Annotated in this window: 19 protein-coding genes and 2 pseudogenes; 5 read left to right on the plus strand and 16 right to left on the minus strand. The window is 69.9% G+C overall.

What is annotated here, in order from left to right:
• Positions 1–321: 321 nt before the first annotated feature.
• The 7 genes and pseudogenes from DR046_RS17000 to DR046_RS17030 form a co-directional block, all read right to left on the minus strand.
• The gene (locus tag DR046_RS17000) at positions 322–1,353 is read right to left on the minus strand and encodes a FliG C-terminal domain-containing protein (RefSeq protein ID WP_115383577.1); all 1,032 of its coding nucleotides are present in this window, start codon (positions 1,351–1,353) and stop codon (positions 322–324) included.
• 72 nt (positions 1,354–1,425) lie between these two features.
• Entirely contained in the window at positions 1,426–1,740 is a 315-nt protein-coding gene (locus DR046_RS17005) for a hypothetical protein (RefSeq protein WP_167767152.1), read from the minus strand.
• A 72-nt stretch (positions 1,741–1,812) separates the two neighbouring features.
• Positions 1,813–2,724: an N-acetyl-gamma-glutamyl-phosphate reductase gene (gene argC / locus DR046_RS17010; RefSeq protein ID WP_115383579.1), complete on the minus strand. Its 912-nt coding sequence runs from the start codon at positions 2,722–2,724 to the stop codon at positions 1,813–1,815.
• A gap of 80 nt (positions 2,725–2,804) precedes the next feature.
• Positions 2,805–3,254, minus strand: coding sequence for a hypothetical protein (locus DR046_RS17015; protein WP_115383580.1), 450 nt, complete (start codon positions 3,252–3,254; stop codon positions 2,805–2,807).
• A gap of 26 nt (positions 3,255–3,280) precedes the next feature.
• Positions 3,281–5,059, minus strand: a complete 1,779-nt coding sequence (locus tag DR046_RS17020) for an SLC13 family permease (protein ID WP_115383581.1) — start codon at positions 5,057–5,059, stop codon at positions 3,281–3,283.
• A gap of 19 nt (positions 5,060–5,078) precedes the next feature.
• On the minus strand, positions 5,079–5,891 hold the full coding sequence (locus DR046_RS17025; protein ID WP_115383582.1) for a TIGR00282 family metallophosphoesterase: 813 nt from the start codon (positions 5,889–5,891) through the stop codon (positions 5,079–5,081).
• A 144-nt stretch (positions 5,892–6,035) separates the two neighbouring features.
• Positions 6,036–6,257: pseudogene (locus DR046_RS17030) on the minus strand (carbohydrate ABC transporter permease); the annotation flags it as partial.
• Between the two features lie 63 nt (positions 6,258–6,320).
• On the opposite strand from DR046_RS17030, the pseudogene DR046_RS17035 reads away from it, so the two are divergent.
• A pseudogene (locus DR046_RS17035) lies at positions 6,321–7,325 on the plus strand (IS5 family transposase).
• A gap of 230 nt (positions 7,326–7,555) precedes the next feature.
• On the opposite strand, the gene DR046_RS17040 reads toward DR046_RS17035, so the two are convergent.
• The gene (locus tag DR046_RS17040) at positions 7,556–8,536 is read right to left on the minus strand and encodes a phosphoadenosine phosphosulfate reductase (RefSeq protein WP_115383583.1); all 981 of its coding nucleotides are present in this window, start codon (positions 8,534–8,536) and stop codon (positions 7,556–7,558) included.
• 173 nt (positions 8,537–8,709) lie between these two features.
• Between DR046_RS17040 and DR046_RS17045 the strand changes: the two genes are divergently transcribed.
• A complete protein-coding gene (locus DR046_RS17045) occupies positions 8,710–9,798 on the plus strand; it encodes a glycosyltransferase family 2 protein (RefSeq protein ID WP_115383584.1) in 1,089 nt (362 codons plus the stop codon).
• Entirely contained in the window at positions 9,795–12,023 is a 2,229-nt protein-coding gene (locus DR046_RS17050; protein WP_115383585.1) for a glycosyltransferase family 2 protein, read from the plus strand. Before DR046_RS17045 ends, DR046_RS17050 begins: the two co-directional genes overlap by 4 nt.
• 254 nt (positions 12,024–12,277) lie before the next feature.
• Here the strand turns inward: DR046_RS17050 and DR046_RS17055 are convergent, their stop codons facing one another.
• A complete protein-coding gene (locus DR046_RS17055; protein ID WP_115383586.1) occupies positions 12,278–13,264 on the minus strand; it encodes a hypothetical protein in 987 nt (328 codons plus the stop codon).
• Positions 13,261–14,892 carry an AMP-binding protein gene (locus DR046_RS17060; RefSeq protein WP_115383587.1) on the minus strand — a complete coding sequence of 544 codons (1,632 nt, stop codon included), beginning with the start codon at positions 14,890–14,892 and terminating at the stop codon, positions 13,261–13,263. The genes DR046_RS17055 and DR046_RS17060 overlap by 4 nt, the downstream gene beginning before the upstream one ends.
• 72 nt (positions 14,893–14,964) lie before the next feature.
• Here DR046_RS17060 and DR046_RS17065 point away from each other — a divergent pair, with 72 nt between their 5' ends.
• Together DR046_RS17065 and DR046_RS17070 are read left to right on the plus strand one after the other, a co-directional pair.
• Positions 14,965–15,846, plus strand: coding sequence for a DMT family transporter (locus tag DR046_RS17065; protein ID WP_115383588.1), 882 nt, complete (start codon positions 14,965–14,967; stop codon positions 15,844–15,846).
• A complete protein-coding gene (locus DR046_RS17070) occupies positions 15,843–16,484 on the plus strand; it encodes a sulfotransferase family protein (protein WP_115383589.1) in 642 nt (213 codons plus the stop codon). The genes DR046_RS17065 and DR046_RS17070 overlap by 4 nt, the downstream gene beginning before the upstream one ends.
• Before the next feature lie 4 nt (positions 16,485–16,488).
• Here the strand turns inward: DR046_RS17070 and DR046_RS17075 are convergent, their stop codons facing one another.
• The 6 genes from DR046_RS17075 to DR046_RS17100 form a co-directional block, all read right to left on the minus strand.
• Positions 16,489–16,848 carry a hypothetical protein gene (locus tag DR046_RS17075; protein ID WP_115383590.1) on the minus strand — a complete coding sequence of 120 codons (360 nt, stop codon included), beginning with the start codon at positions 16,846–16,848 and terminating at the stop codon, positions 16,489–16,491.
• A 151-nt stretch (positions 16,849–16,999) separates the two neighbouring features.
• The gene (locus DR046_RS17080; protein ID WP_115383591.1) at positions 17,000–19,192 is read right to left on the minus strand and encodes a 3-hydroxyacyl-CoA dehydrogenase NAD-binding domain-containing protein; all 2,193 of its coding nucleotides are present in this window, start codon (positions 19,190–19,192) and stop codon (positions 17,000–17,002) included.
• Between the two features lie 16 nt (positions 19,193–19,208).
• Complete coding sequence (locus tag DR046_RS17085; RefSeq protein WP_115383592.1) at positions 19,209–19,655, minus strand: hypothetical protein; 447 nt, start codon at positions 19,653–19,655, stop codon at positions 19,209–19,211.
• Positions 19,652–20,104, minus strand: coding sequence for a hypothetical protein (locus DR046_RS17090; RefSeq protein WP_115383593.1), 453 nt, complete (start codon positions 20,102–20,104; stop codon positions 19,652–19,654). The genes DR046_RS17085 and DR046_RS17090 overlap by 4 nt, the downstream gene beginning before the upstream one ends.
• The gene (locus DR046_RS17095) at positions 20,104–21,315 is read right to left on the minus strand and encodes an acetyl-CoA C-acetyltransferase (protein WP_115383594.1); all 1,212 of its coding nucleotides are present in this window, start codon (positions 21,313–21,315) and stop codon (positions 20,104–20,106) included. The genes DR046_RS17090 and DR046_RS17095 overlap by 1 nt, the downstream gene beginning before the upstream one ends.
• Complete coding sequence (locus DR046_RS17100; RefSeq protein WP_115383595.1) at positions 21,312–21,956, minus strand: glutathione S-transferase family protein; 645 nt, start codon at positions 21,954–21,956, stop codon at positions 21,312–21,314. The genes DR046_RS17095 and DR046_RS17100 overlap by 4 nt, the downstream gene beginning before the upstream one ends.
• Positions 21,957–22,106 lie beyond the last annotated feature (150 nt).

Consider the following 22,106-nt stretch of genomic DNA (forward strand, 5'->3'; position numbering starts at 1 on the left):
CTCGTCCTGCGCGACCTTCCGCCGTCAGCGGTGGGCGTGACGCGGCCGGGTCCCCGAAGCGACCTTCTCGGTTGCCTCCTCGGATTGGCGGGTCGAGCCCGGATGGACGGGCCGTGGAGTTCAGGGCCCGCGGCGACACGATCCGAGCCCGGAGCGAAATCTTATCGGCGGTGCCCGTCGTGAGTGAATCTCCCGGCAATGCGTCCCGTCCGGTCTTGCAGCGAACCTTCGCGATGTTCGCCGCGTGACCCCACCATGATTGACACGCTACGCCTATCCTCTCGACCTTTCGCGCAGGCCGCCCTGCGGCGCGCTCCGCTCCTAGCGCTTGGCGGCGATCAGGCTGATGTCCCCCTCGTCCTCCAGCCGTCGGATTTCCTGCACGATCTTGCCGCGGGCTTCGTCGATGGCGTCCTGGACCGGGGTCGGCGTCTCGTCAATCTGCTCGCGCATCTGCCCGGCCATGCGCCCCGACATGGAGCCGAGCATGAAGGCGGAGACCTCGTCCTCCGGACCCGCGAGCGCCGTGACCACCAGCGGCGTCTCGATCCCGCGCAGGACCTTGGGCAGATCGCGCGGGTCGAGCCGTTCGGGGATGCTTTCCCAGGTGAAGATCGCCGCACGGACGCGGGCGGCGAAGTCGGGGTCTCCTTCCTCCAGCCGGGCGAGGACGTTCTGGCGCAGCCGGGTGGTGGAGACGTTGAGGATGGCCGCGATCCGGACGACGGCGTTCGCGTCGAAGGCGCCGCGCACACGGCCGGCCGAGCTCCGGCTGAGCGAGGTGCCGATCCGGGCGACGGCGTCGGGGGGGACCGCTTCGGTGCGCGCCAGAGCCGAGGCGATGGCGTCCGCCCGGTCGGGCGCGAAGGCGGCGAGGAGCGCGGCGGCGCGGTCGGGATGCAGCTTCGAGACGACAATGGCGCAGACCTCGTCCGTCTCTCCTTCAAGCAGGGAGGTCAGCGCGGTGGCCTCCATCGCCGAGATCGCGGTCCAGGCGGCGCCGCCCACCAGCGCCGGGTCGCCCCCCGTCTCGGACAGGAGGGCATCGACGACATCCTGCGACAGCGCCCCGTCCAGCGCCTGCAGCACGCGGTCCACCTCTCGCGGGAAGTGCAGCCCGATCCCGTCCAGCTCCGCCGAGAATTCGGCCACCGTCTCGGCCAGGGTCTGGCGGTCGACGAACCGCAGCGACGCCATCTCCCGCACGAGGCGGCGCTGCTGGTCGCGCGGCAGTCGGGAAAGGCCCGGATCGGCGCCGCCCATCATGAGCAGGCGGACGACCACGGCCGCCTTCTGGCCGCGGGTCAGCCCGCCGGCGCGCGGCTGATCTGGAAAGGACGGCAGATGGGACATGGGGGCCTCGGGCGGATGCACGGGCCCGGTTTGCACCGGAAGTCTGAAGGATCCGTTACCTTACGGGCGGGATCAGAAGGTCTCGCAGCGCCCGGTCGTCTGGTTCCAGGCCAGGCCCGGATTGCAGACGCCCGCGCCGTCGATGAAGCTGTTGACCGGCGCGGCGAGTTCCTCCGCCTCGGTCCCGACCTCCGCCTCGGCGACCTCCGCTTCGTCGGTCTCGGTCTCGGCATCGGCTTCGGGCACCGGCTCGGCGGTCTCGGTCTGTCCCGCGGCGATCGCGCCGATGGTCATGCGCGTGCTCTCTCCGGTCACGGATACGAATTTCTGCGCCATCGCGGGCGCGGCGATCAGGCAGGCGGAGAGGGCGAGAACGAACAGGCGCATCGGGGCGGGCCTTCAACAGGAGGGTAGGGCGCCGTCACCGTCGCAAGGAAACATGGCGCCGTCATGGCGCAGTCACGACAAACCTTCGCCCTCGTCCGCGCCGATCATCAGGTTCAGGTTCTGCACCGCCGTCCCCGAGGCGCCCTTGCCGAGGTTGTCCAGGACGGCCACGGCCGTGACGCGGCCCTTGCCGTCTCCCTGCACCGAAAGATCCATCCGGTTCGTGCCGTTGAGCGCCTGCGGGTCGATCCGCTCCCCGGGCGCGCGCACGCGCACGAAGGGATCGCCGGCATAGAAGTCGCGCAGCGCCGCCTCGATCCGGGCATGGCCCGCGATGCCGCCGGGCAGAAGGTCGGCATGGAGGTGAAGCTGCACGATCATGCCCTGCGCGAAGTTGCCCACGGCGGGCTGGAACAGCGGCGTCCGCGTCAGGCCGCCATGCAGCATGATCTCGGGCAGGTGCTTGTGGGTCTGGCCGAGGGCATAGAGGTAGTAGTCGGGCGCGCCGCCCGCCTCGTATTCGGCGATCAGCGACTTGCCGCCGCCGGTATAGCCCGACACGCCGGTGAGCGTCGCGGCATAGTCCGGCCGGATCACGCCCGCATCGACCAGCGGCCGGATGAGCGAGATCGCGCCGGTTGCATAACAGCCGACATTGGCGACGCGCGAGGCCCCGCGGATGCGGTCGCGCTGGCCGGGCAGTTCGGGCATGCCGTAGACCCAGCCCCCGGCGGTGCGGTGGGCGGTGGAGGCGTCGATCAGCCGCGTGTCGCCGGCGAGCGCCAGCGCCGCGCGCGCGGCCTCGTCGGGCAGGCAGAGGATCGCGATATCCGCCTCGTCGAAGGCCTCCCGCCGGGCCCCTGTCTCCTTGCGGCGCGCGTCGTCCAGCGAGATCAGCGAGATGTCCTTGCGGGCGCTGAGGCGCTCGCGGATCTGAAGGCCGGTCGTTCCGGCTTCGCCGTCGATGAACACGCGAGTGGGCATGGGATTTCCTCTTCCGGTTGAGGTCTGTCCGCCGGGGATATGCCGTCCCGCCGGACCTGGCAACAGGCTGCGCGCGGGCGTCAGGCGGGCGGCGGCGAGGCCAGCGTCTCGAACCGGACGTTGGGACCGAGCGGGGCGATGAACAGGCGCCGCTGACCGTCGAGATCGGTGACGAAGACCTCGGCCCGGGGACCGGGGGCGCCATCGGGGCCGAGCGGCACGCCGGTCGGGTCCTCGATGATGAAGCGCGAGCGGCTGCCGCCCTGGTGGAACTCGACGGTGAAGGGGATGACGTAGCCGCAATCCGGCGCCGTCGTGCCGGTCCAGCCGCCGGGCACGCCCTCGGGCCGGTCGGCGGTGCAGCGCGCGCCGTCGGAGACGCGGATGACGACGCGGCTGGGCGAGGCTTCGACACCCGTCACGCGCGGCGGGCCCGCGGGCTCGGCTCGGGTTTCGGTCCCGAGGCCTTCGGTCATGGGCACGCAGGCGACCCCCAGGAAGGGCAGGGCGAGGAGTAGGGCGGGGCGCATGGCAGACCTCCGGTGGGCAGGCACGTTCACAACGGCCAGATCACCGGGATCAGCGCCGTCGAGACGAGCGCGACGATAACGTTCATGCCGATACCCACTTTGGCGAAGTCCGTAAACCTGTAGCCCCCCGGCCCGTAGACCAGCATGTTGGTCTGGTAACCGATGGGTGTCGAAAAGGCACAGCTGGCCCCGACCATAACCGCCACCACGAGGGGCCGCGGATCAACCCCCAGCGTCTGGCCCAGCGCGATGGCGATCGGGGTCACGACCACCGCGACGGCGTTGTTCGAGACGACCTCGGTCAGGACCGAAGTCAGCAGGAACACCGCCAGCACAAGGAGCGGGCCGGGCAGGCCCGTCAGCAGCGGGGCCACGGCATCGACGATCATCTTGACGGCCCCCGAAGTCTCCAGCGCGGTGCCGACGGCCAGCATGGCGAAGATCATCGCCAGAAGGCGCCCGTCGACGAAGCCGAAGGCCTCGTCCGCGTCCACGCTGCGGGTCAGCAGGACGGCGACGGCGCCGATCACGGCCAGCGCGAAGATCGGTGCCACGCCCCAGGCCGACAACGCCACGATCCCTGCGACGGCGGCGACGGGCACCCAGAGCTTCTCGCGCCGGAAGGCGCGCTCGGTCGGGTGGTTGACCTCGACCAGGTTCTGGTCGGCGGCGAGCCGCGAGATGTCGTCCGCCGATCCTTCCAGCAGCAGCGTGTCGCCCACCCGCAGGAAGATCTCGTCGAGCTGGCCCGAGATGTTCTTGTCCCGCCGGTGCAGCGCCAGCGGATAGACGCCGTAGCGCCGCCTGAGGCGCAGTGCGCCCAGACGGCGCCCGACCAGCTTCGCATCGGGGGTGATGAGCACCTCGACCGTGGTCGTCTCGACCGCGCCGACCTGGTCGAGCCGCTTGAGCGACTTGTCGCGCTGCAGCGTCAGCAGCTCGGTCATGGGCGTCCGCAGCACCACGCGGTCGCCCACCTGAAGCGTCACCTCCTTGAGGTTGCGGCGCAGCGAGGCGTCCCCGCGCAGCACGTCGATGAGGCGCACGCCCTCGCGCTGGAACAGCTTCACGTCGGTCGCCTGCCGCCCGATCAGGTTGGACTCGGGCGGAATGACCGCCTCGGCAAAGAATTTGGCGCCGCGACGGTTGCCGAGGGTTGCGGCCATGGAACTGCGCTCCGGCAGGAAATGGCGCCCGATGAGATAGAGATAGCCGAGGCCCGCCAGTGCTACGGGGATGGCGAGCGGCGTGACCTCGAAGATGGTGAAGGGGGCGAGCCCGCGTTCCCGGGCCACCCCGTCGACCAGAAGGTTCGTCGAGGTTCCGATCAGCGTGATCATGCCCCCGAGGATCGAGGCGTAGCTGAGCGGGATCAGCAGCTTCGACGGCGCGATCCCCATCGAGACCGACAGCTGCACGAAGACGGGGATCATCACGACGACGACCGGCGTGTTGGCGACGAAGCCCGAGGCGAGCAGCACGAAACCCAGCAGGATGCCGATTCCCAGCCGGGGCCGCGTCTTCGTGCGCGCCTCGGCGAAGCGCGTGAACCAGTCGAGCGCCCCGGTCCGCACCAGCGCGCCCATCAGAAGGAACATCGCCGCGATGGTCCAGGGCGCGGGGTTGGACAGCACGGCCACCCCCGCCTCGTAGGGCAGGATGCCCGATATCAGCAGGAACGCGGCCCCGGCCATGGCCACGACCTCGGTCGGATAGGTCTCGCGCACGAAGAGGACGAGCATCGCCGCCAGCGTCGCCAGCGTGATCCAGGCCTCCGCCTGTTGCGGCAGGTCGATCCACGTCATCGCGGAACCCGGCCCTGTCTCATCCGGGGGAGGCCTGCGCCAGGCGCCCGCCGACCCGGACCGGCGCGACGGACCGCGCGAGGCCGGTGGCGTCGTCGGTTTCGACGAAGAGACCCGAGAGCGTGGCCTCGCCCCCCGCCGGCTCAAACCGGGCCTTGGTCATGCCGGTGACGAAGCGGCGCAGGGGCTCGGACTTCTCCATGCCGATGATCGAGTCGTAGTCGCCGCACATGCCCGCGTCGGTCTGATAGGCCGTTCCCCCCGGGAGGATCGTCGCATCCGCCGTCGGGACATGGGTATGGGTGCCCACTACCGCCGAGGCGCGGCCGTCACAGAAATGGCCCATCGCCATCTTCTCGGAGGTCGCCTCGCAATGCATGTCGATCAGGATCGCGTCGACGGTCCGGCCCAGCACCTGCCCCTTCAGCAGCGCGTCGATCGGGGCGAAGGGGTCGTCATAGACCCGCGACATGAAGACCTGCCCCAGCACCTGCGCCACGAGCAGACGCCTGCCGCCGATCTCGTAGATCCGCGCCCCCCGGCCGGGGGCGGCCTTGGCGTAGTTGATCGGGCGGAGGATGCGCGGCTCCTGCTCGACGGCCTGCATCATGTCCTTCTGATCGAAAGCATGGTCGCCCAGCGTGATCACGTCGGCCCCGGCCTCGAAGAGATCCTTCGCCTGCGCCGCGTTCAGCCCGCGGCCCGAGGAGGCGTTCTCGCCGTTGACCACGACGGCATCCAGCCGCCACGCGGCGCGCAGCCCCGGCAACCGCTCCGCCACGGCGGTCCGGCCCGTCCGCCCCATAACATCGCCGAGAAAGAGAATACGCATGGAGCGGGGGTTACGCGGCCCGCCGGGGACAGGGAAGGGATTTCGGCCAAATCTCCGGGCCGATCCTTTCCGGAAAGAGCGGCCGCCGGAGTTTCCAGCGAAAGGTCCGGCGGCATTTTCTGCCGGACCGCGGTGACTTGGCGATCAGACTTTCACCGCACCGGCGGTAAGGCCCGACACGATCTGGCGCTGGAAGATCATGACCAGCAGGAACAGCGGCGCCGCGTTCGACACGGCCGCGGCCACCGCCTCGACCTGGTCGGTCGTCGCCGTCTCGCGGTTGAAATAGCCCGCGATGGCCGCGACCATCGTATGGTTCAACGCGCCAAGCAGCAGCGAGGTCACGAGGAAGTGGCTATAGGCCAGGGCCTTGTTGCGCGAAGCCTGCCCGGGATTCACATCGGGATTCCAGCGGCATAGCTGGCTGGCATGTCCAAGCCTGTCCCGGCCCGCTACCGCACCCTGAACTGGTCTGCCTACAACGCATCGCTGCGTGAGCGTGGATCGCTGACTGTCTGGTTCGACCCTTCGACGCCTTGGCGGGCGGCGCCATCGGGGAAGCGCGGCGGCCAGCCGGTCTACAGCGCCGCCGCGATCCAGGCTTGCCTTGCGATCGAGGTCCTTTTTCGGCCTGCCGCTTCGCCAGGTGAGCCGGCACGGCGCCACCGGTCCGAGCCGGCCGGCGAACGGCTTCGTCGCGAGCCTTCTGAAGCTCGCGGGGTTCGACTGGCCGGTCCCGGATTTCTCGACGCTCTGCCGGCGGCAGAGGACGCTGGCTGTGCAATTGCCCTACCGTGGCAGCGGCGGCCCGTTGCACCTGCTCATCGACAGCACCGGCATCAAGGTTCGCGGAGAGGGCGAATGGCATGCACGCACGCATGGCGGCGTGCGCAGGCGGGTTTGGCGCAAGGTCCGTCTGGCCATGGACGAGGCGACCTTGAAGGTCCGTGCAGTCGAGATCACCGGCAGCGGCGTGGGCGATGCGCCCGTGTTGCCTGATCTGCTCGCCCAGATCCCCGAGGCCGAAGCAATCGCATCCGTCACAGCCGACGGCGCCTACGACACTCGCGGCTGCCGCGACGCCATCGCGAACCGAGGCGCAGACGCGCTCGCCTTTGTGCTTGAACCGATGGCGCACAAGGCTCGCTCCCACCCAGGCGCAACGCCAAGCCTTGGAAGAAGGAGAGCCCCGGGGCGGCAGGCAGGAACGAGGCCCTGCGCGCCATCAAGCGCCTCGGCAGGACTATCTGGCGACACTGGAGCGGCTATCACCGCCGAAGCCGCGCCGAAACAAAGATGAACTGCATGAAGCTGCTCGGCCAGAAGCCCATGGCCCGAGACTTCCATCGCCAGACCGCAGAGCTCCAAGGCCGCATCGCCATCCTGAACCGCTTCACTACCCCCGGCATCCCCGTCACAGAACCTGTACTCTGAGCCGCTCCGGGTAAGGGGGAACTCAGCCTCCAGGCGTTCCGGACAACAAGGCCAGCGTCGCCCGTGGAGCATCTCTGCATCATTTTCCTCGACTCAATGCCGCCCCCTTCAGCGATCAAGGGAGGCGGAGCGCCGGGTCAAATCCGACAAGGACGCAGCGGAGGGTTCTGAGCAATCCGCGACAAGACCCGCCCCCGCCGCCGCACCACGCGGGTCCGAACGGGCGCCGGTCATTCCCCGGCGAGCAGCATCCCCTCGCGGGTCTCGTCCGGCAAGGGCTGACGGCCGGCGGGGGGCTTGCCGCCTACCTCCTTCAGGCGGGCCAGGGCGTCGTTCAGGCGGCGGCGCGCGGCGGCGGAGCGGGTGCGGTCCCACATCGTACCGGCGAAGACGGCCTGCAGCCAGGGCCTGCGCATCGCGTCCAGCTTGCGCAGCACGTTCGAGAGCCAGACCTCGTCGCGATGCCGCGCCCGCCAGAGCCGCGCGAAGCGCAGGGGCGTCAGGCTTCCCTCCTCGGCTCCGGCGACGAGATCGTCGAGGATCCCCATCGCCTCCAGCCGCGCACCGAGGCGCGGGCCGCCGTGCCGGGCCTTCAGATGCACCACATGGTCGCCCCGGAAGAGGCTGGCATGCATCGCGTCCGCCGCCTCGGTCGGGTCGGTGACGAGGTAGACGCGCGCCGCCGCGTCGACCATGTCGGGCGCGTAGCCGTAGCGCGGTCCGAAGGCGAGCGAGCGGTCGCCTCGGAACCGATGCTCCCACGGGGTCTCCTCCGGGTCGAGCGTGGCGAAGGGCGCGCAGAGGAACACGGTGGCGCCGGGGGCCGCGACCGAGAAGGCGGCGGCGGCATATCCCTTCACCCCGGCGCCCGCGAAGATCACCCTGTCGTAGCCGTCGAAGAAGCCGCCATCGGTCAGGTCGTCGAAGAAGTCGAACACTGCATCGTCCCGGAACCAGGTCCGCCCGCGCGAGATCAGCGTCAGGGTCGACCAGCCGCGCTTGCCTGCGATGCCCGCCGACCACGGCTCCGCCGACCTGCGGCGCAGAAGCGGGGCAAGCGCCTCGAACTCGACCAGCAGGGTGTCGCCCCGGGGCCGGAACATCGCGAGATGCTTCGGGCCCAGCTCTTCCAGCCAGCCATCGTCGCCGAGCTGCCCGCGCAGCGGCGCGAGCGGATCGGTCGAGGCCGATTCGGGGCGAGAGGCAGGCATGGCGTATCCTCCGACTTAGGGACCGTCCCCGGAACATAGCCCCAGAAGGATTAACATTCCGGCACAAAATTGCCCCTATTCCTAGATACCGTCGGTCCATTGTCGCCGCCCGGGCGACGGTCGCGGGCCGCCCCCTGCATCGTCGCCCCGAACGGACCGGAGCCGCGCCCATCATGCCCCAATCGGTGACCAGATCTGAAGCTAAGGGCGAGCCCTCGCCTGATATCGTCGTCGTCACCTGCCTGCGCGACGAGGGGCCCTACGTCACCGACTGGATCGCCCATCTGAAGGCGCTCGGGGTACGCCGGATGCTAGCCTATACCAACGACTGCGCCGACGGCAGCGAGCGGCTGCTCGACGCGCTCGCCCCCGCGGGCGTGATCCATGTTCCGCAGGGCGCCTGCCGTGGCCTGGAGGGGCCGGCGCCGCAATGGCGCGCTCTGCGCGCCGCCTGGGCGCATCCGGCGGTGCAGGAGGCGGACTGGCTGCTGCATCTCGACGTCGACGAATGGATCGCCCTGACCGGCCCGGCACGCCTGCCCGACCTGATCGACGCCTGCGGCGATGCGCAGGCGATCGCGCTGCCCTGGCGGCTCTTCGGCTGCGACGGGCGATTCGAGCCGGGCGAGGGCATGGTGCCCGAACGCTTCACCCGCGCCGCGCCCGAGGCGATGGCCTTCCCGGCGCTCGGCTCCTTCTTCAAGACGCTGTTCCGGCGTGACGGCCCCTTCACCGGCTTCGGCATCCACCGGCCGGAGCAGATCGCCCCGCCCGTCTTCGCCGACGAAACCGGCCGCCCCGACGCGGCGCTGGCCCGCGCGCCCGGCCGCATCCTGCTGTGGCGGGGGGGCGACCCGGTGCCGGGCCGGCTGGTGCAACTCAACCATTACTCGATACGGTCGATCCACGAGTTCCTGGTGAAGCGCGGGCGCGGGCTGCCCAACCATACGGGCAAGGAGATCGACCTGACCTACTGGGTGGAGCGGAACTTCAACGCCGTGCGCTGCCGTGCGATCGAGCCGCTGCTGCCGGTCGTGCGCGGCGTGGCCGAGGGCCTGCGGGCGCTGGACGGCGTCGCCGAAGCGGAAGCGCAGAGCCGGGCGTGGCATGCCGCCGCGCTGGAGGCCGTGCTGGCCAAGCCCGAGGGCGCCGCGCTCTGCGGACGGCTGGTCTTGGCCGCAGGCAGTGTCGCGCCGGAGCCGAGGCTCGGACGCCATCTGATCGCGCTGCGCCGCGCGGCGCTGGCGGGGCGCCGCGCATGATCCTGCGCCGCGCGCTCTGCGGGGTGTCGCTGCCCGGCTGCGACGTGCTCGACGCCCAGGCCGGGCCGCCCGGTGCCGACGGGCGGCGCGAGGTGCGGCTGTTCCTTTCCGGGGCGATAGACCCCGACGCCCTCGTCGCGAGAAAGGGGCTCGTGCCGCGGCAGGTCGTGGTCCTCGGGTCGTCCATGGTGCTGCGTGCGGAGTGGGACGGGCAGGGGGCGTTGCCGCTCCTGCTGGGGCGCGCGACGGACTCCCTGGACTGGGCCGCGCCGGAGCCCGGGCTGCTTGCCGGGCGCCATGTCCTGATGGCGACCCGCAACGGCGAATCCGACTCCCTGGTGGCGGACTGGCTGGCCTGGCACGTCGCGCGGCACGGGGTCCAGGGCGCCGTGATCCTCGACCGGCAGCGGCCCGGCGAGCCCGGCCTGAAACTGGCCGACGCGCCTTGTCCCGTGATCGTCGTAACCTCGCCGCTTCCCCTCGGCCTTGCGGAGCCGTCGGAACGGTCGGCCCAAACCGCCCCCGACGCGCCGGGACGGGACCGGATGCCGCCGCTGCCGGACGACCCCTGGACCTCGCGGCTGGGACGCCTCGCGGTGCTGGAGGCGCTGCGCTGGCGTTTCCTCGGCGCCGTGCGCGGCGTGGCCTGGCTGGACGTCTCGGACCTGCTCGCGCCCGAGGCCGATCTCTGGCCGCGGCTGGCGGAGGCGCCGTCCGGCGTCGTCGCGCTGGCCGGGCGGCGCGTCTACCCGTGGCGCGTCCGCGACGGTGCGGCGCCTGCCTTCGGCGACCATGTCTGCGCCCCGTTCGAGCCGATGGGCGGCAATCGCCGCTGGGCCGCCGCCCCGGCGCGCCTGCCCGAGTCGGCGGCCTTCCGGATGGTCCGCGTCGGCAAGCTGGAGCCCGATCCCGGCCCGCCCGTCCCCTTCCTGCGGGCTATGGCCGCGCGCCACAACGAGGCCGGCGACGCCCCGCTCGCCCCCAAGGCAGCGCTCCGGCTCGACGAAGGACTGCTGACCTTGGCCCGCGAGGGTTTCGGCCACGAGCCCGTGCTGCCGCCGAGCCCGGACGCCGAAGCGCTCGCGCCGCGCCTTCCGGCGTCGCTGCCGGGCCGCACCGCCATCGTGACCTGCATGCGCAACGAGGGGCCCTTCATCCTCGACTGGCTCGCCCATCACCGGGCCATCGGCGTGGACGACGTGCTGGTCTACACGAACGACTGCACCGACGGGACCGACAGGCTTCTGGACCTGCTCCAGGATCACGGAATCGTCCAGCACCGGGCCAACCCCTTCCCCGGCACCGGGCTGAAGCCGCAGCACGCCGCGCTCGCCGCCGCCGAGGAGGAGCGGGTGATCGCCCGCGCCGGCTGGGTGATCTCGATGGACGTGGACGAGTTCCTGAATGTCCATGTCGGGGAGGGACGCCTCGCCGACCTCTATGCCGCGGTCGGCGATGCGAACATGATCTCCGCCACCTGGCGGCTGTTCGGCAATGCCGATCTCGGGACCTACGAGGATCTCCCCGTGCCGCTTCGCTTCGACCGCTGCGCGCCGAAGATGACGCGCAAGCCGCACCAGGCCTGGGGGTTCAAGACGCTGGCCCGGAACCTCGGCATCTACCGAAAGCTGGGCGTGCACCGCCCGAAGGGGTTGCAGCCCGAGATGTGGGATCGGGTGCAATGGGTCAACGGGTCGGGCGCGCGGATGCCGCGCGCGATGCTGCGCACAGGCTGGCGCTCGACGGTCGAAACCGTGGGCTACGACCTCGTTACGCTGAACCACTACGCGGTGCGCGACGCCGAGAGCTTCCTCGTCAAGCGGGACAGGGGCCGGGTGAACCATGTCGACCGGGACCAGGGGCTGGGCTACTGGTTCCGGATGAACAACAACGCGGAGCGGGACAGCTCGCTGCACCGCGCGTTGCCCGCGATGGCGGCGGAGGTCGCGGCGCTGAAGGCTCTGCCCGGCGTCGCCGCGCAGCACGAGGCCAGCGTCGCCGCGCACCGCGCCAAGATCTCCGAACTCCGGGCGCGGCCGGACTATGCCGCGCTCCACGCCGCGCTGACGTCGGAGCGGATGAGACGGCTGAGCCGGATGCACGGGGCCTTCGGCGCGAACGTCTTCCTCGCCGGGCCGGATGCGGTGCCCGACGACGTCGTCTTCGGAGACCATCCGCCGGACTTCTTCTGGACTCTGGGCGAGGTGGGCGAGACGGCGCATTGACCGCCTGAGGCTTGTTTCCGACCGGCGAACGGGCTGACGGGGCGAGACCGGGGACCGGCCGCCGGGCCCGAGCAGGATGTCCGGCTGGAAGAATGAGAGGGCGTCAGGCTTGACTTGCTGAGAGGGAAGAGGGTGTGCGGATGCGCGGGAGTCTTTAGCGGCAGACGGTGATGGGGGCCCGCAAGGGCGCGGACTGGGTTCGGCCTTCCGCGACCTTCGCGGAAGATCCTGACCCGAGGACCTGTTCCGACTGTTCAGCCGTCGCAGATCTCGCGCAGCCGTTGCCAGGATTCGTCGTCTAGCGCGGCGGGCATCTGCGAGGCCGGGGCCTCGCCCGCTGGCCGCCCCGTCGCCTCGGCCCAGGGCGCCCAGGCGAGGCGCGCCGCCGCGAAGCCCGAGCGCAGTGTCTCGTCCTCCGCCAGCGGAGGCGCGTCGAGCAGCAGGTTCTCGACATGGCCCGTGATCTCCTCGTCGGTGACCACCCCCGCCGTCAGCAGACGGATCAGCGCCACCGTGGACATGTCGCGGAGCAATGCCTCCAGCGGGCGCCCGCCCTGTGCCGTGACCGCCGCCGCGAGGACATGGCCCGCCGCGACGTCCGGGTCGTCACGGGTGACGAGCGGGCCGTCCGAGAGCAGAAGCAGCCCGCCGGGCAGTGCCAGCGCCGGGTGCGGCAGGTCGCGCAGGACCTCGATCCGGCCCGGCGTCGTCGGCAGGAGCCGCGCCTTCAGCCGGTCGAGTGCCTCGCGCCCCGTCACCGTCCCGCAGGGCGGGCCGGTCAGCAGCGTCAGCTCGGCCAGCATCCGCTCTCCGATCTCCTGTCGCTTGACCAGCGGCAGCAGCCCGGCCGCCTGGTCGCGCAGCGCTCCGGGCAGCCACATGATCGCGAAGCCCGTCGCAAGGCCCAGGATCAGCCCCGTCGCGATCCGGCGCAGGCTGCCCGGCTTGGCCCGGCCCTTGGCGACGGCGGCGACAACTCGGTCGAGCGCGGCGACCATCTCCGGCTCCTCGACCTCCAGCTCCTCTCCGGTGCCCTGGTCGGGGGCATAGCGCGCGGGCGTGCCGGTATTCACGCGGACCAGCGCGGGCAGCGACCAGTGGGTCAGCGCGGTCCCGGCATTGTCCTGGATCACCAGTTCCGCCTCGCCGATCGAGACATAGACGTCCCGCCTCTGGGCTCCCGCCTCGGGGCGCCACAGGGCCGTCGTCTCCAGCCGTTCCAGCCCGTCGATGGCGGTCAAGCGGGCACCGCGCGGGCCCGATCCCGCAGGACGAACTTCTGGATCTTGCCGGTCGAGGTCTTGGGCAACTCGCCGAAGACCACGCGCTTCGGCGTCTTGAAGCCCGCGAGCCGCTGGCGGGCGAAAGCGATCAGCTCCTCGGCGGTGACCTCGGCGCCCGGCTTCAGCTCGACGAAGGCACAGGGCACCTCGCCCCAGGTCTCGTCGGGCTGCGCGACCACGGCGCAGAGGTCGACCGCGTCGTGATGCATCAGCACGCCCTCCACCTCGACGCTGCTCACGTTCTCGCCGCCCGAGATGATGATGTCCTTCGCGCGGTCCGCGATCTGGACATAACCGTCCGGATGCTTGACCGCGATATCGCCGGAGCGGAACCAGCCCCCGCGAAACGCCTCCTGCGTGGCTTCGGGATTGCGGTAATAGCCCTTCATGACCGAGTTGCCCCGCATCGCGATCTCGCCCTGGGCCTTGCCATCGGCGGCGATCGGAAGGTCGTCCTCGCCGAACACGTCGAGCCCTTCCATCATCGGGAAGGCGACGCCTTGGCGGGCGCGCATCGCGGCCTTCTCTTCGGCGGGCCGCTGGTCCCACTCGCCCGGCTGCCAGACATTCTCGGAGACGTGGCCGTAGGTCTCGGTCAGCCCGTAGACATGGGTCACCTCGAAGCCGAGCGCGGCCATTTTGGCCAGGGTCGCTGCGGCCGGCGGGGCGCCGGCGGTGAAGACCTCGACATGCTGCGGGAAGTCCCGCCGGTCCTCGGCCCGGGCGTTCACCAGCATGTTGAGCACGATGGGCGCGCCGCCGAAATGGGTCACCCCCTCGTCGGCCAGCGCGCCGAAGATGGCCCTGGCCGAGATGTCGCGGCAGCAGACGACCGTCCCGCCCACCAGCGGCATCATCCAGGCGTGGCACCAGCCGTTGCAGTGGAACAGCGGCACGATGGTCAGAAGCCTCGGGTAGAGAACCATCCGCCAGGAGATCACGGTCCCCATCGTCATCAGGTAGGCGCCGCGATGGTGGTAGACGACGCCCTTCGGCCGCCCCGTCGTGCCGGAGGTGTAGTTGAGCGCGAGGCTTTCCCATTCGTCCTCGGGCATGATCCAGGCGAAGCGGGGATCGCCCTCGGCCAGCAGGTCCTCATAGGTCAGGTGGCGTCCGGTCGCGTCGAAACCCGCCTCGGGGTCGGGGCATTCGACGATCAGCGGCGGCGCCTCCTGCGCGGCGGCGGCGTCCTCGGCCAGCTTCAGGAACTGGGTGTCGACCAGCACCGCCTTCGCCCCGCCATGGCCGAAGATGTAGCTGACCGTGTCGAGATCGAGCCGCGTGTTGATCGTGTTGAGCACCGCGCCGCAGGCCGGCACGCCGAAGGCGGCCTCGACCTGCGCGGGGACGTTGGGCAGGATGGTCGAGACCACGTCGCCCGGCGCAATCCCGTGCGCGGCGAGCGCCGAGGCGAGCCGCGTCACCCGCTCCCGAAGCTGGGCGTAGCTGCGGCGGGTGGCGCCGTGAACAAGCGCCTCGCGGCCGGGCCAGACCAGGGCCGCGCGGTTGAGATGCGACAGCGGCGTCAACGCCACATGGTTGGCGGCGCATCGCTCCAACCCGGTCTCGTCCGTCAGCCAGCCCATCGCCTCCCCCCGTCTTGCAAGTGCTCTGCGGCGCGCCGATAGTCGCGCGCGCGCCCGGGGAGGACAAGGCATATGAGCGACAAACCTCTGGCCGCGGCCCTCTCGATCCTCGCGGCGATGGCGATCATCGGCTTCATCGACCAGTTCGTGCGACTTCTGGCCGAACAATCGAGCCTCTGGACCTTCCACCTGCTGCGCAGCCTTCTGATGTGGACGATCGTGCTGGCCTGGGCCGTGGCCGTTCGACGCCGCCTGCGCGTGGTCAGCTGGCGCGGGCTGGCGGGGCGGTCGCTGACGATCTCGGTCGCGATGATCCTCTATTTCGGCGCGCTGGGCTTCCTGCCGGTGGCGCAGGTCGCGGCGGGGCTGTTCACCGCGCCGCTCTGGATCCTGCTGATGTCGACGGCGTTCGGGCAGCGCATCGGCCCGGTCCGCATCGCCGCGGTCGCCGTCGGGTTTCTCGGCGTGATGCTGGTGCTCGCCCCGGACCCGTCGCGACTGTCGCCGCTGGTGCTGGCGCCGGTCCTCGCGGGGGCGTTCTACGGGGTCGGGGCGCTGGCCACCCGCGCCTGGTGCGCGGGCGAGGGCACGCTGGAGCTGAGCATGGGCGTCTTCACCTGCATGGGTCTCTGGGGGCTGCTCGGTGTCCTCGTGATGGGGACTGGCGACGGGTTCCTGACGCGCGGCTGGGTGGTGCCCGACGCGACGGTCTGGGGTGTGATCGCGATTCAGGCGGTGGGCTCGCTGGTCGCGGTGCTGCTGCTGACGCGGGGCTACCAGCTGGCCGAGGCCTCGGTCGCCTCGATCTTCGAGTACTCGGTGCTCGGCTTCTCCGCGGTTTTCGGCTGGTTCCTCTGGGGCGAGTCGCTGGGGCCGACCGGCCTGCTGGGCCTCGTCCTGATCGCCACGGCCGGAAGCGTGGTGGTGCTACGCTCGGAGCGCGCGGTGGCATGATCGTCTCGCCGGGGCGCGGCTATGTCTTCGTGCACATCCCGAAGACCGGCGGCACCGCGATGGCATTGGCGCTGGAGGCGCGGGCGCGCGCCGACGACATCCTGATCGGGGACACGCCGAAGGCCCGACGCAGACGGCGGCGGTTGCAGGGGATGCAGGCCGAGGGGCGGCTCTGGAAGCATTCCAGGCTGAGCGACATCAAGGGTTTGCTGCCCGACGTTCAGCTCACCGCGCTGCGGCCGGTGACGCTGGTCCGCAATCCGTGGGACCGGATGGTGAGCTATTACCACTGGCTGCGGGTGCAGGACTTCGCCCATCCGGCGGTCGCGCTTGCCAAGCGCACGGATTTCGCGGGGTTCCTGATGGCCCCCGAGACGGGCGAGAGCATGCGGCGCAACCCCTACACTTCATACGTATCAGGTGGTTGCGACCCGATCTTCATAAGGTTGGAACACTTGTCCGAGGACCTCGCCCCGTTCGAGGCGTTGCTCGGGTTCAGGGTCGAGATGCCGGTGGCCAACCGCTCCGACCGCGAGGCCGACTGGCGCGGCTATTACGACGCGCGCACGCAGGCGCGGGTGGGCGATATCTGCGGCGAGGACATCGCGCGCTTCGGCTACCGCTTCGATCCGGCCTGACGCGTCAGCGCAGCGTCCAGGCGACTTCGGTCGAGCGGCCGCGCTTGGTTTGCATCACCACCGTCGTACCGCGCATCCAGAGATGGACGCAGTCGTTCTCGACCTCGATCCCGTCCATCCGCGTGCGGTGGCAGAGCGCGTCTTTGTGCCAGACCCAGCCACCGGTGATGACCGACCTGTCCTGCCGTCCGCCGAGCCCGCCATTGCCGCCGAAGACCCGGGTGCCGCCGAACTCGTCGACCAGGGTTCGGTCGGCGACATATGCCCGGAACGCCTCTTCGGAGGCGATCCGGGCGAAGTCGCCCGCATGGGCGGTGGCGGCCAGCGACAGGGCCGCGAGCGTGGCGAGTGCCAGTTGTTTCATTTCCCGTTCCCATTCGATTGGGGGGCTTCGGGAAACAGGATGGCACCGGAATGGGGCCAGAATTTGAAACGATCCGAGGAATTTCACGCAGACCGTTTCGGGGATTGATGCAGATGGGTCACGCGGGCCGCCGAAGCGGCCCGCGAAGGGCTCAGGCCGCGGCGGCCCGGGCGGCGGCGTAGAAGCCCTCGTCCTCGGCGGCCAGCTTGCGAAGCAGCGCCGGCGTCTCGAACCGCTTGCCATGCTTTGCGGTGAGCGCCTCGGTCGTCTCGACCGCCCAGGCGGCGCCGACCATGTCGAGCCAGGAGAACGGGCCGCCCGACCAGGGCGCGAAGCCCCAGCCGAGGATCGCGCCCACGTCGCCCTCGCGGATGTCGAGCAGGACGTCCTCCTCCAGCGCCCGCACGGCTTCCAGCACCTGCGCGAACATCAGCCGGTTCTGGACCTCGTGCAGGTCGGGCTGCTCCTCCGCCAAAGGATAGCGGGTGCCCAGTTCAGACCAGAGGTTCTGGCGCTTGCCGCTCTCGTCGTAGTCGTAGAAGCCCGCGTTCGACTTGCGACCGAGCCGGCCCGCATCGGCGAAGGCGAACAGCACCTCGTCCACCGCGCTGTCGGGATAGGCGTCGCCCATCGCGGCGCGCGTGGCCTTGGCGATCTTCACGCCGAGGTCGATCGAGGTCTCGTCCACCAGCTGAAGCGGCCCGAGCGGAAAGCCCAGGAGCTTCGCCGCGTTCTCGATCAGCACCGGGTTCACGCCCTCGCCGACCATGCGAATCCCCTCGTTGATGTAGGGAATGATGCAGCGGTTGGCGTAGAAGAACCGCGCGTCGTTGACGACGATGGGAGTCTTGCGGATCTGGCGCACGTAGTCGAGCGCCTTCGCCACCGCGCGGTCGCCCGTCTGCTTGCCCTTGATGATCTCGACCAGCAGCATCTTGTCGACCGGCGAGAAGAAGTGGATGCCGATGAACTGCTCGGGTCGTTCGCTGGCCTTGGCCAGCTCGGTGATCGGCAGGGTGGAGGTGTTGGTCGCGAAGATGCAGTCGGGGCCGACGACGGCCTCGACCTTCTTCGTCATCTCGGCCTTGACGCCCACGTCCTCGAAGACCGCCTCGACGATCAGGTCGCAATCGGACAGCGCCTCGAGCTCCGTCGTGGCGTTGATGCGGCCCAGAACCTCGGCCTTCTTCTCCGCGGTGACCTTCTTGCGCTTCATCCCCTTGTCGAGGATGCCCTCGGAATAGCCCTTGCCCTTGTCGGCGGCGGCCTGCTCCCGGTCGATCAGCACGACCTCGATCCCGGCGTTGGCCGAGACATAGGCGATGCCCGCGCCCATCATTCCGGCGCCGAGGATGCCGACCTTCTTCACCTTCTGGTCGGGCACGTCCGGCCGGTTCGCGCCTTTCTCCAGCGCCTCCTTGTTGATGAAGAGCGAGCGGATCATCGCTTCGGAGGAGGGGTTCATCAGGACATGCGTGAACCAGCGCGCCTCGATCTTCAGCGCCGTGTCGAAGGGCACGAGCGCGCCCTCGTAGACGGCGTTCAGCAGCGCCTTGGCGGCCGGGTAGACTCCTTGGGTCTTGCCGTTCACCATGGCGGAGGCGCCGACGAAAGTCATGAAGCCCGCGGGGTGGTAGGGCGCGCCGCCGGGCATCTTGTAGCCCTTCTGGTCCCAGGGCTTCACGAGGTCCGCGTCCTTCGCCGACAGCACCCAGGCACGGGCGTCGGCCATCGGGTCGTCGCTGACCTCGTCGATCAGGCCCGCGGCCTTCGCCTTCTGCGGGTCAGACAGCTTGCCTTCCAGCAGGAAGGGCGAGGCGCCCATGGCGCCCAGCTTGCGGGCGAGCCGGGTGGTGCCGCCCATGCCGGGGAAGATGCCGACCATGATTTCGGGCAGGCCGATCTTGGCCTTCGGATTGTCTGCCGCGAAGATGCGGTGGCAGGCGAGCGGGATCTCCAGCCCGATGCCGAGCGCGGTGCCCGGCAGGACGCAGGCGACGGGCTTGCCCCCCTTCAGCGTCTTCGGGTCCATGCCCGCCCGCTCGATCTTACGCAGAATGGCGTGGCTGCGCATCAGCCCGTCCATCAGGCCGCGGGCGGGGTCGTCGCCGGCGCTGTCCTTCATCTTCGCGATGACGTTCAGGTCCATGCCGCCGGCGAAGCTGTCGGGCTTGCCCGAGGTGATGACGATGCCCTTGACGGCGTCGTCGGCCAGCGCCTCGGTGACGCAGGCGTCCAGATCGTCCCAGCCTTCTAGGCTCAGCACGTTCATGGACTTGCCCTTCACGTCCCAGGTGATGGTGGCGATGCCCTCGGCATCGGTGGAGAGGGTGAAGTCGGTCATGTCGTCTCCGGATGGATCAGTTGGCGATGCGCTCGGCCCGCGAGGGGTCGAGCGTCGTGACGATCGCGATGTTGTTCTCGTTCGAAACTCCCATGCTGAGCCAGCTGCCGTCGACGCGGACGAGGCACATCTCGCTCTCGTAGGGATCGATGACGTAGCTGCCGCCGCGCAGCAGGAAGACGCGGTGACGGCCCCGGATATGGTCGGGATCGTCGGGATTGAAGGCGGCTTCCAGACAGACGCGGTGATAGGCGGTTCCGCCGAGGCGCTGCATCGAGCTGCGCGCGATCTCGGCCACCTCGATCAGTTCGCCCGGGGTCTGGACGACCTGGCAAAGTCGGCCGGACCGCATCTTGTGAGGGTAGGACATCATCGTCACGACGCGGTCGTAGTCCCGCGCCCAGAAGGCTTTGGACACCGCGTCGAGATGGTCCTGATAGATCTGCCACGCATTTTCGGTCACGGCAGGCTCTCCGTCGCATTCTCCCGCGGACGGAACTCCGCCGGATCGATGATCGGGATCGCGACGCTGTCCGCCAGCAGCCTCAGCCGCGCTGCCTTCCAGCCATGCGGCGTCATCAGCAGGTCCATCTCGCAGTCGTAGGGCGGGATCACATGCGCTCCCCCGGCCAGCACGAAGGTCCGGTGGCGGCCTCTGATCTGGACGCCCTCATCCGAGGTGTAGGCCGCCTCGAGACAGAGCCGATGGTACCCTTGGGCGCCGAACTCGTCGAGTGACCGGCAATAGTCCGCCAGGTTCCGGCGGATCGCCCCCCCGTCCTCGACCCCGGCGCCGGTGCCGACCGGGGGCGGCACGAGCAGCAGGTCGCAGACCCCGTCGAAGTCGCGCGCCCAGAGCCGGACGGCGACCCGGTCGAGATTCTCCTGATAGATGTCCCGCGGGTCGCGCATCAGACCCTCTCGATGACCGTGGCCGCGCCCATGCCCGAGGCGACGCAGAGCGTGGCGAGGCCGACTTCCTTGTCGGACCGCTCCATCTCGTCGAGCAGGGTGCCGAGGATGATCGCGCCCGAGGCGCCAAGCGGGTGGCCCATCGCGATGGCGCCGCCATTGACGTTGAGCCTGCCGTGATCGATGTCGAAGGCCTGCATGAAGCGCAGCACGACCGAGGAGAACGCCTCGTTCACCTCGAAGAGATCGATGTCGCCGATCTGCATGCCGCTGTCGGCGAGGATCTTCTCGGTCACGGGGACCGGGCCGGTCAGCATGATGGTCGGGTCGGTCCCGATCTTGGCGGTGGCGCGAATGCGGGCGCGGGGCGTCAGGCCCCACTTCTCGCCGAACTCCTTCGAGCCGAGCAGGACGCCGGCCGCGCCGTCGACGATGCCGGACGAGTTGCCGGCGGTGTGGACGTGGTTGATGCGCGCCAGATGCGGGTATTTCATCAGCGCGACCTTGTCGAAGCCGGGCATGGTCGTGCCCATCGTCTCGAAGGCGGGGTTCAGGGCGCCCAGCGACTGCATGTCGGTGTTCGCGCGGATATATTCGTCGTGGTCGAGGATCGGCAGGCCGTTGATGTCGCGCACGGTGACGACGGACCTTGCGAACCGCTTCTCCTCCCAGGCGCGGGCGGCGCGCTTCTGGCTCTCGACGGCGAAGGCGTCTGCGTCGTCCCGGCTGAAGCCGTATTCGGTGGCGATGATGTCGGCCGAGATTCCCTGCGGCACGAAATAGCTGTTCATCGCGATCGACGGGTCCACGGCCACCGCCGCCCCGTCCGAGCCCATCGGGACGCGGCTCATCATCTCGACGCCGCCGGCGATGTAGCCTTCGCCCGCGCCGCCGCGGATCTGGTTGGCGGCAAGGTTCACCGCCTCCATTCCGGAGGCGCAGAAGCGGTTGATCGACAGGCCGGGAATGCGCTCGTCAAGCTTCGAGGCCAGCACGGCGGTCCGCGCGAGGCAGCCGCCCTGCTCGGCGACCTGGGTGGCGTTGCCCCAGATCACGTCCTCGACGGCATGACCCTCGAGCCCGCTGCGCTCTGCCAGAGTGTCGAGCACCTGCGCGGACAGGCGGGCGGCGGTGACTTCGTGGAGGGAGCCGTCGGCACGGCCCTTGCCGCGCGGGGTGCGGATGGCGTCGTAGATATAGGCTTCGGTCATTGGGTCGCTCCTTCGCGGTCGGACGGGCGTCCGGGCATGAGGTCGTAGGGGTGTTTCCAGCCGGGCAGGGCGGCGATGCGGTCCAGCCAGGCGTCGATATGGGGCCAGTCGGCGCGGTCGAAGCCGAAGGGCTCGGGATAGTATAGATAGCCGCAGCAGCTGAGGTCGGCGTTTGTCGGGCCGTCGCCGACGATCCAGTCGCGCCCCTCCAGGTGGCGGTTCAGCGTGTCGTAGGCGGCCTTGAGGCGGCCCTGCGAGAAGGCGATCACCTCCTGCGGACGCTTCGCCTCGGGCAGGAAGTTCATCAGGAAGCGGGTCGTGCCCGCCATCGAGCTGAGCTTGTGGTTGTCCCAGAGCACCCAGCGCAGGATGTCGTAGCGGTCCTCCGGGCGGCCGCCGAACTTGCCCGACCGGTCGCTGATCCACTGCTGGATGGCGCCCGACTGGCTGAGGCGGAAGTCCCCCTCGACCAGCACCGGCGCCTCGCCCATCGGGTTCTCGGCGCGCCATTCGGGCGTCCGGGCCTGGCCGCCGAAGAAGTCGACGAAGACCGGCTCCCAGTCGAGGCCCGCAAGCTCCAGCGCGAGCGCGGCCTTGTAGCTGTTGCCGGATTCTCCGAAGCAGTGGAGCTTGATGGTCATTGCTGCGCGTCCTTTCGCCGGGTCGTCCATGTGCCCCGGTCCGGTCCAGGGGGTTTTCCACCCCCCGGGACCCCCCGGAGGATATTTCAGGAGGGAAGAAAGGGGGCCGTTAACCCTGATGCAACCTTTCGGTCCCTATCCTCGTCCCGC

Source organism: Jannaschia formosa (assembly GCF_003340555.1).
Classification (GTDB): Bacteria; Pseudomonadota; Alphaproteobacteria; order Rhodobacterales; family Rhodobacteraceae; genus Jannaschia; species Jannaschia formosa.

What these genes read in the sequence shown, in the direction of transcription:
- DR046_RS17100 (WP_115383595.1), bottom strand. Translation starts at nt 21,956, where the DNA reads ATGACCATCAAGCTCCACTGCTTCGGAGAATCCGGCAACAGCTACAAG.
- DR046_RS17070 (WP_115383589.1), top strand. Translation starts at nt 15,843, where the DNA reads ATGATCGTCTCGCCGGGGCGCGGCTATGTCTTCGTGCACATCCCGAAG.
- DR046_RS17015 (WP_115383580.1), bottom strand. Translation starts at nt 3,254, where the DNA reads ATGCGCCCCGCCCTACTCCTCGCCCTGCCCTTCCTGGGGGTCGCCTGC.
- argC (WP_115383579.1), bottom strand. Translation starts at nt 2,724, where the DNA reads ATGCCCACTCGCGTGTTCATCGACGGCGAAGCCGGAACGACCGGCCTT.
- DR046_RS17060 (WP_115383587.1), bottom strand. Translation starts at nt 14,892, where the DNA reads ATGGGCTGGCTGACGGACGAGACCGGGTTGGAGCGATGCGCCGCCAAC.
- DR046_RS17050 (WP_115383585.1), top strand. Translation starts at nt 9,795, where the DNA reads ATGATCCTGCGCCGCGCGCTCTGCGGGGTGTCGCTGCCCGGCTGCGAC.
- DR046_RS17090 (WP_115383593.1), bottom strand. Translation starts at nt 20,104, where the DNA reads ATGCGCGACCCGCGGGACATCTATCAGGAGAATCTCGACCGGGTCGCC.
- DR046_RS17075 (WP_115383590.1), bottom strand. Translation starts at nt 16,848, where the DNA reads ATGAAACAACTGGCACTCGCCACGCTCGCGGCCCTGTCGCTGGCCGCC.
- DR046_RS17095 (WP_115383594.1), bottom strand. Translation starts at nt 21,315, where the DNA reads ATGACCGAAGCCTATATCTACGACGCCATCCGCACCCCGCGCGGCAAG.
- DR046_RS17080 (WP_115383591.1), bottom strand. Translation starts at nt 19,192, where the DNA reads ATGACCGACTTCACCCTCTCCACCGATGCCGAGGGCATCGCCACCATC.
- DR046_RS17000 (WP_115383577.1), bottom strand. Translation starts at nt 1,353, where the DNA reads ATGTCCCATCTGCCGTCCTTTCCAGATCAGCCGCGCGCCGGCGGGCTG.
- DR046_RS17040 (WP_115383583.1), bottom strand. Translation starts at nt 8,536, where the DNA reads ATGCCTGCCTCTCGCCCCGAATCGGCCTCGACCGATCCGCTCGCGCCG.
- DR046_RS17020 (WP_115383581.1), bottom strand. Translation starts at nt 5,059, where the DNA reads ATGACGTGGATCGACCTGCCGCAACAGGCGGAGGCCTGGATCACGCTG.
- DR046_RS17005 (WP_167767152.1), bottom strand. Translation starts at nt 1,740, where the DNA reads ATGCGCCTGTTCGTTCTCGCCCTCTCCGCCTGCCTGATCGCCGCGCCC.
- DR046_RS17065 (WP_115383588.1), top strand. Translation starts at nt 14,965, where the DNA reads ATGAGCGACAAACCTCTGGCCGCGGCCCTCTCGATCCTCGCGGCGATG.
- DR046_RS17025 (WP_115383582.1), bottom strand. Translation starts at nt 5,891, where the DNA reads ATGCGTATTCTCTTTCTCGGCGATGTTATGGGGCGGACGGGCCGGACC.
- DR046_RS17045 (WP_115383584.1), top strand. Translation starts at nt 8,710, where the DNA reads ATGCCCCAATCGGTGACCAGATCTGAAGCTAAGGGCGAGCCCTCGCCT.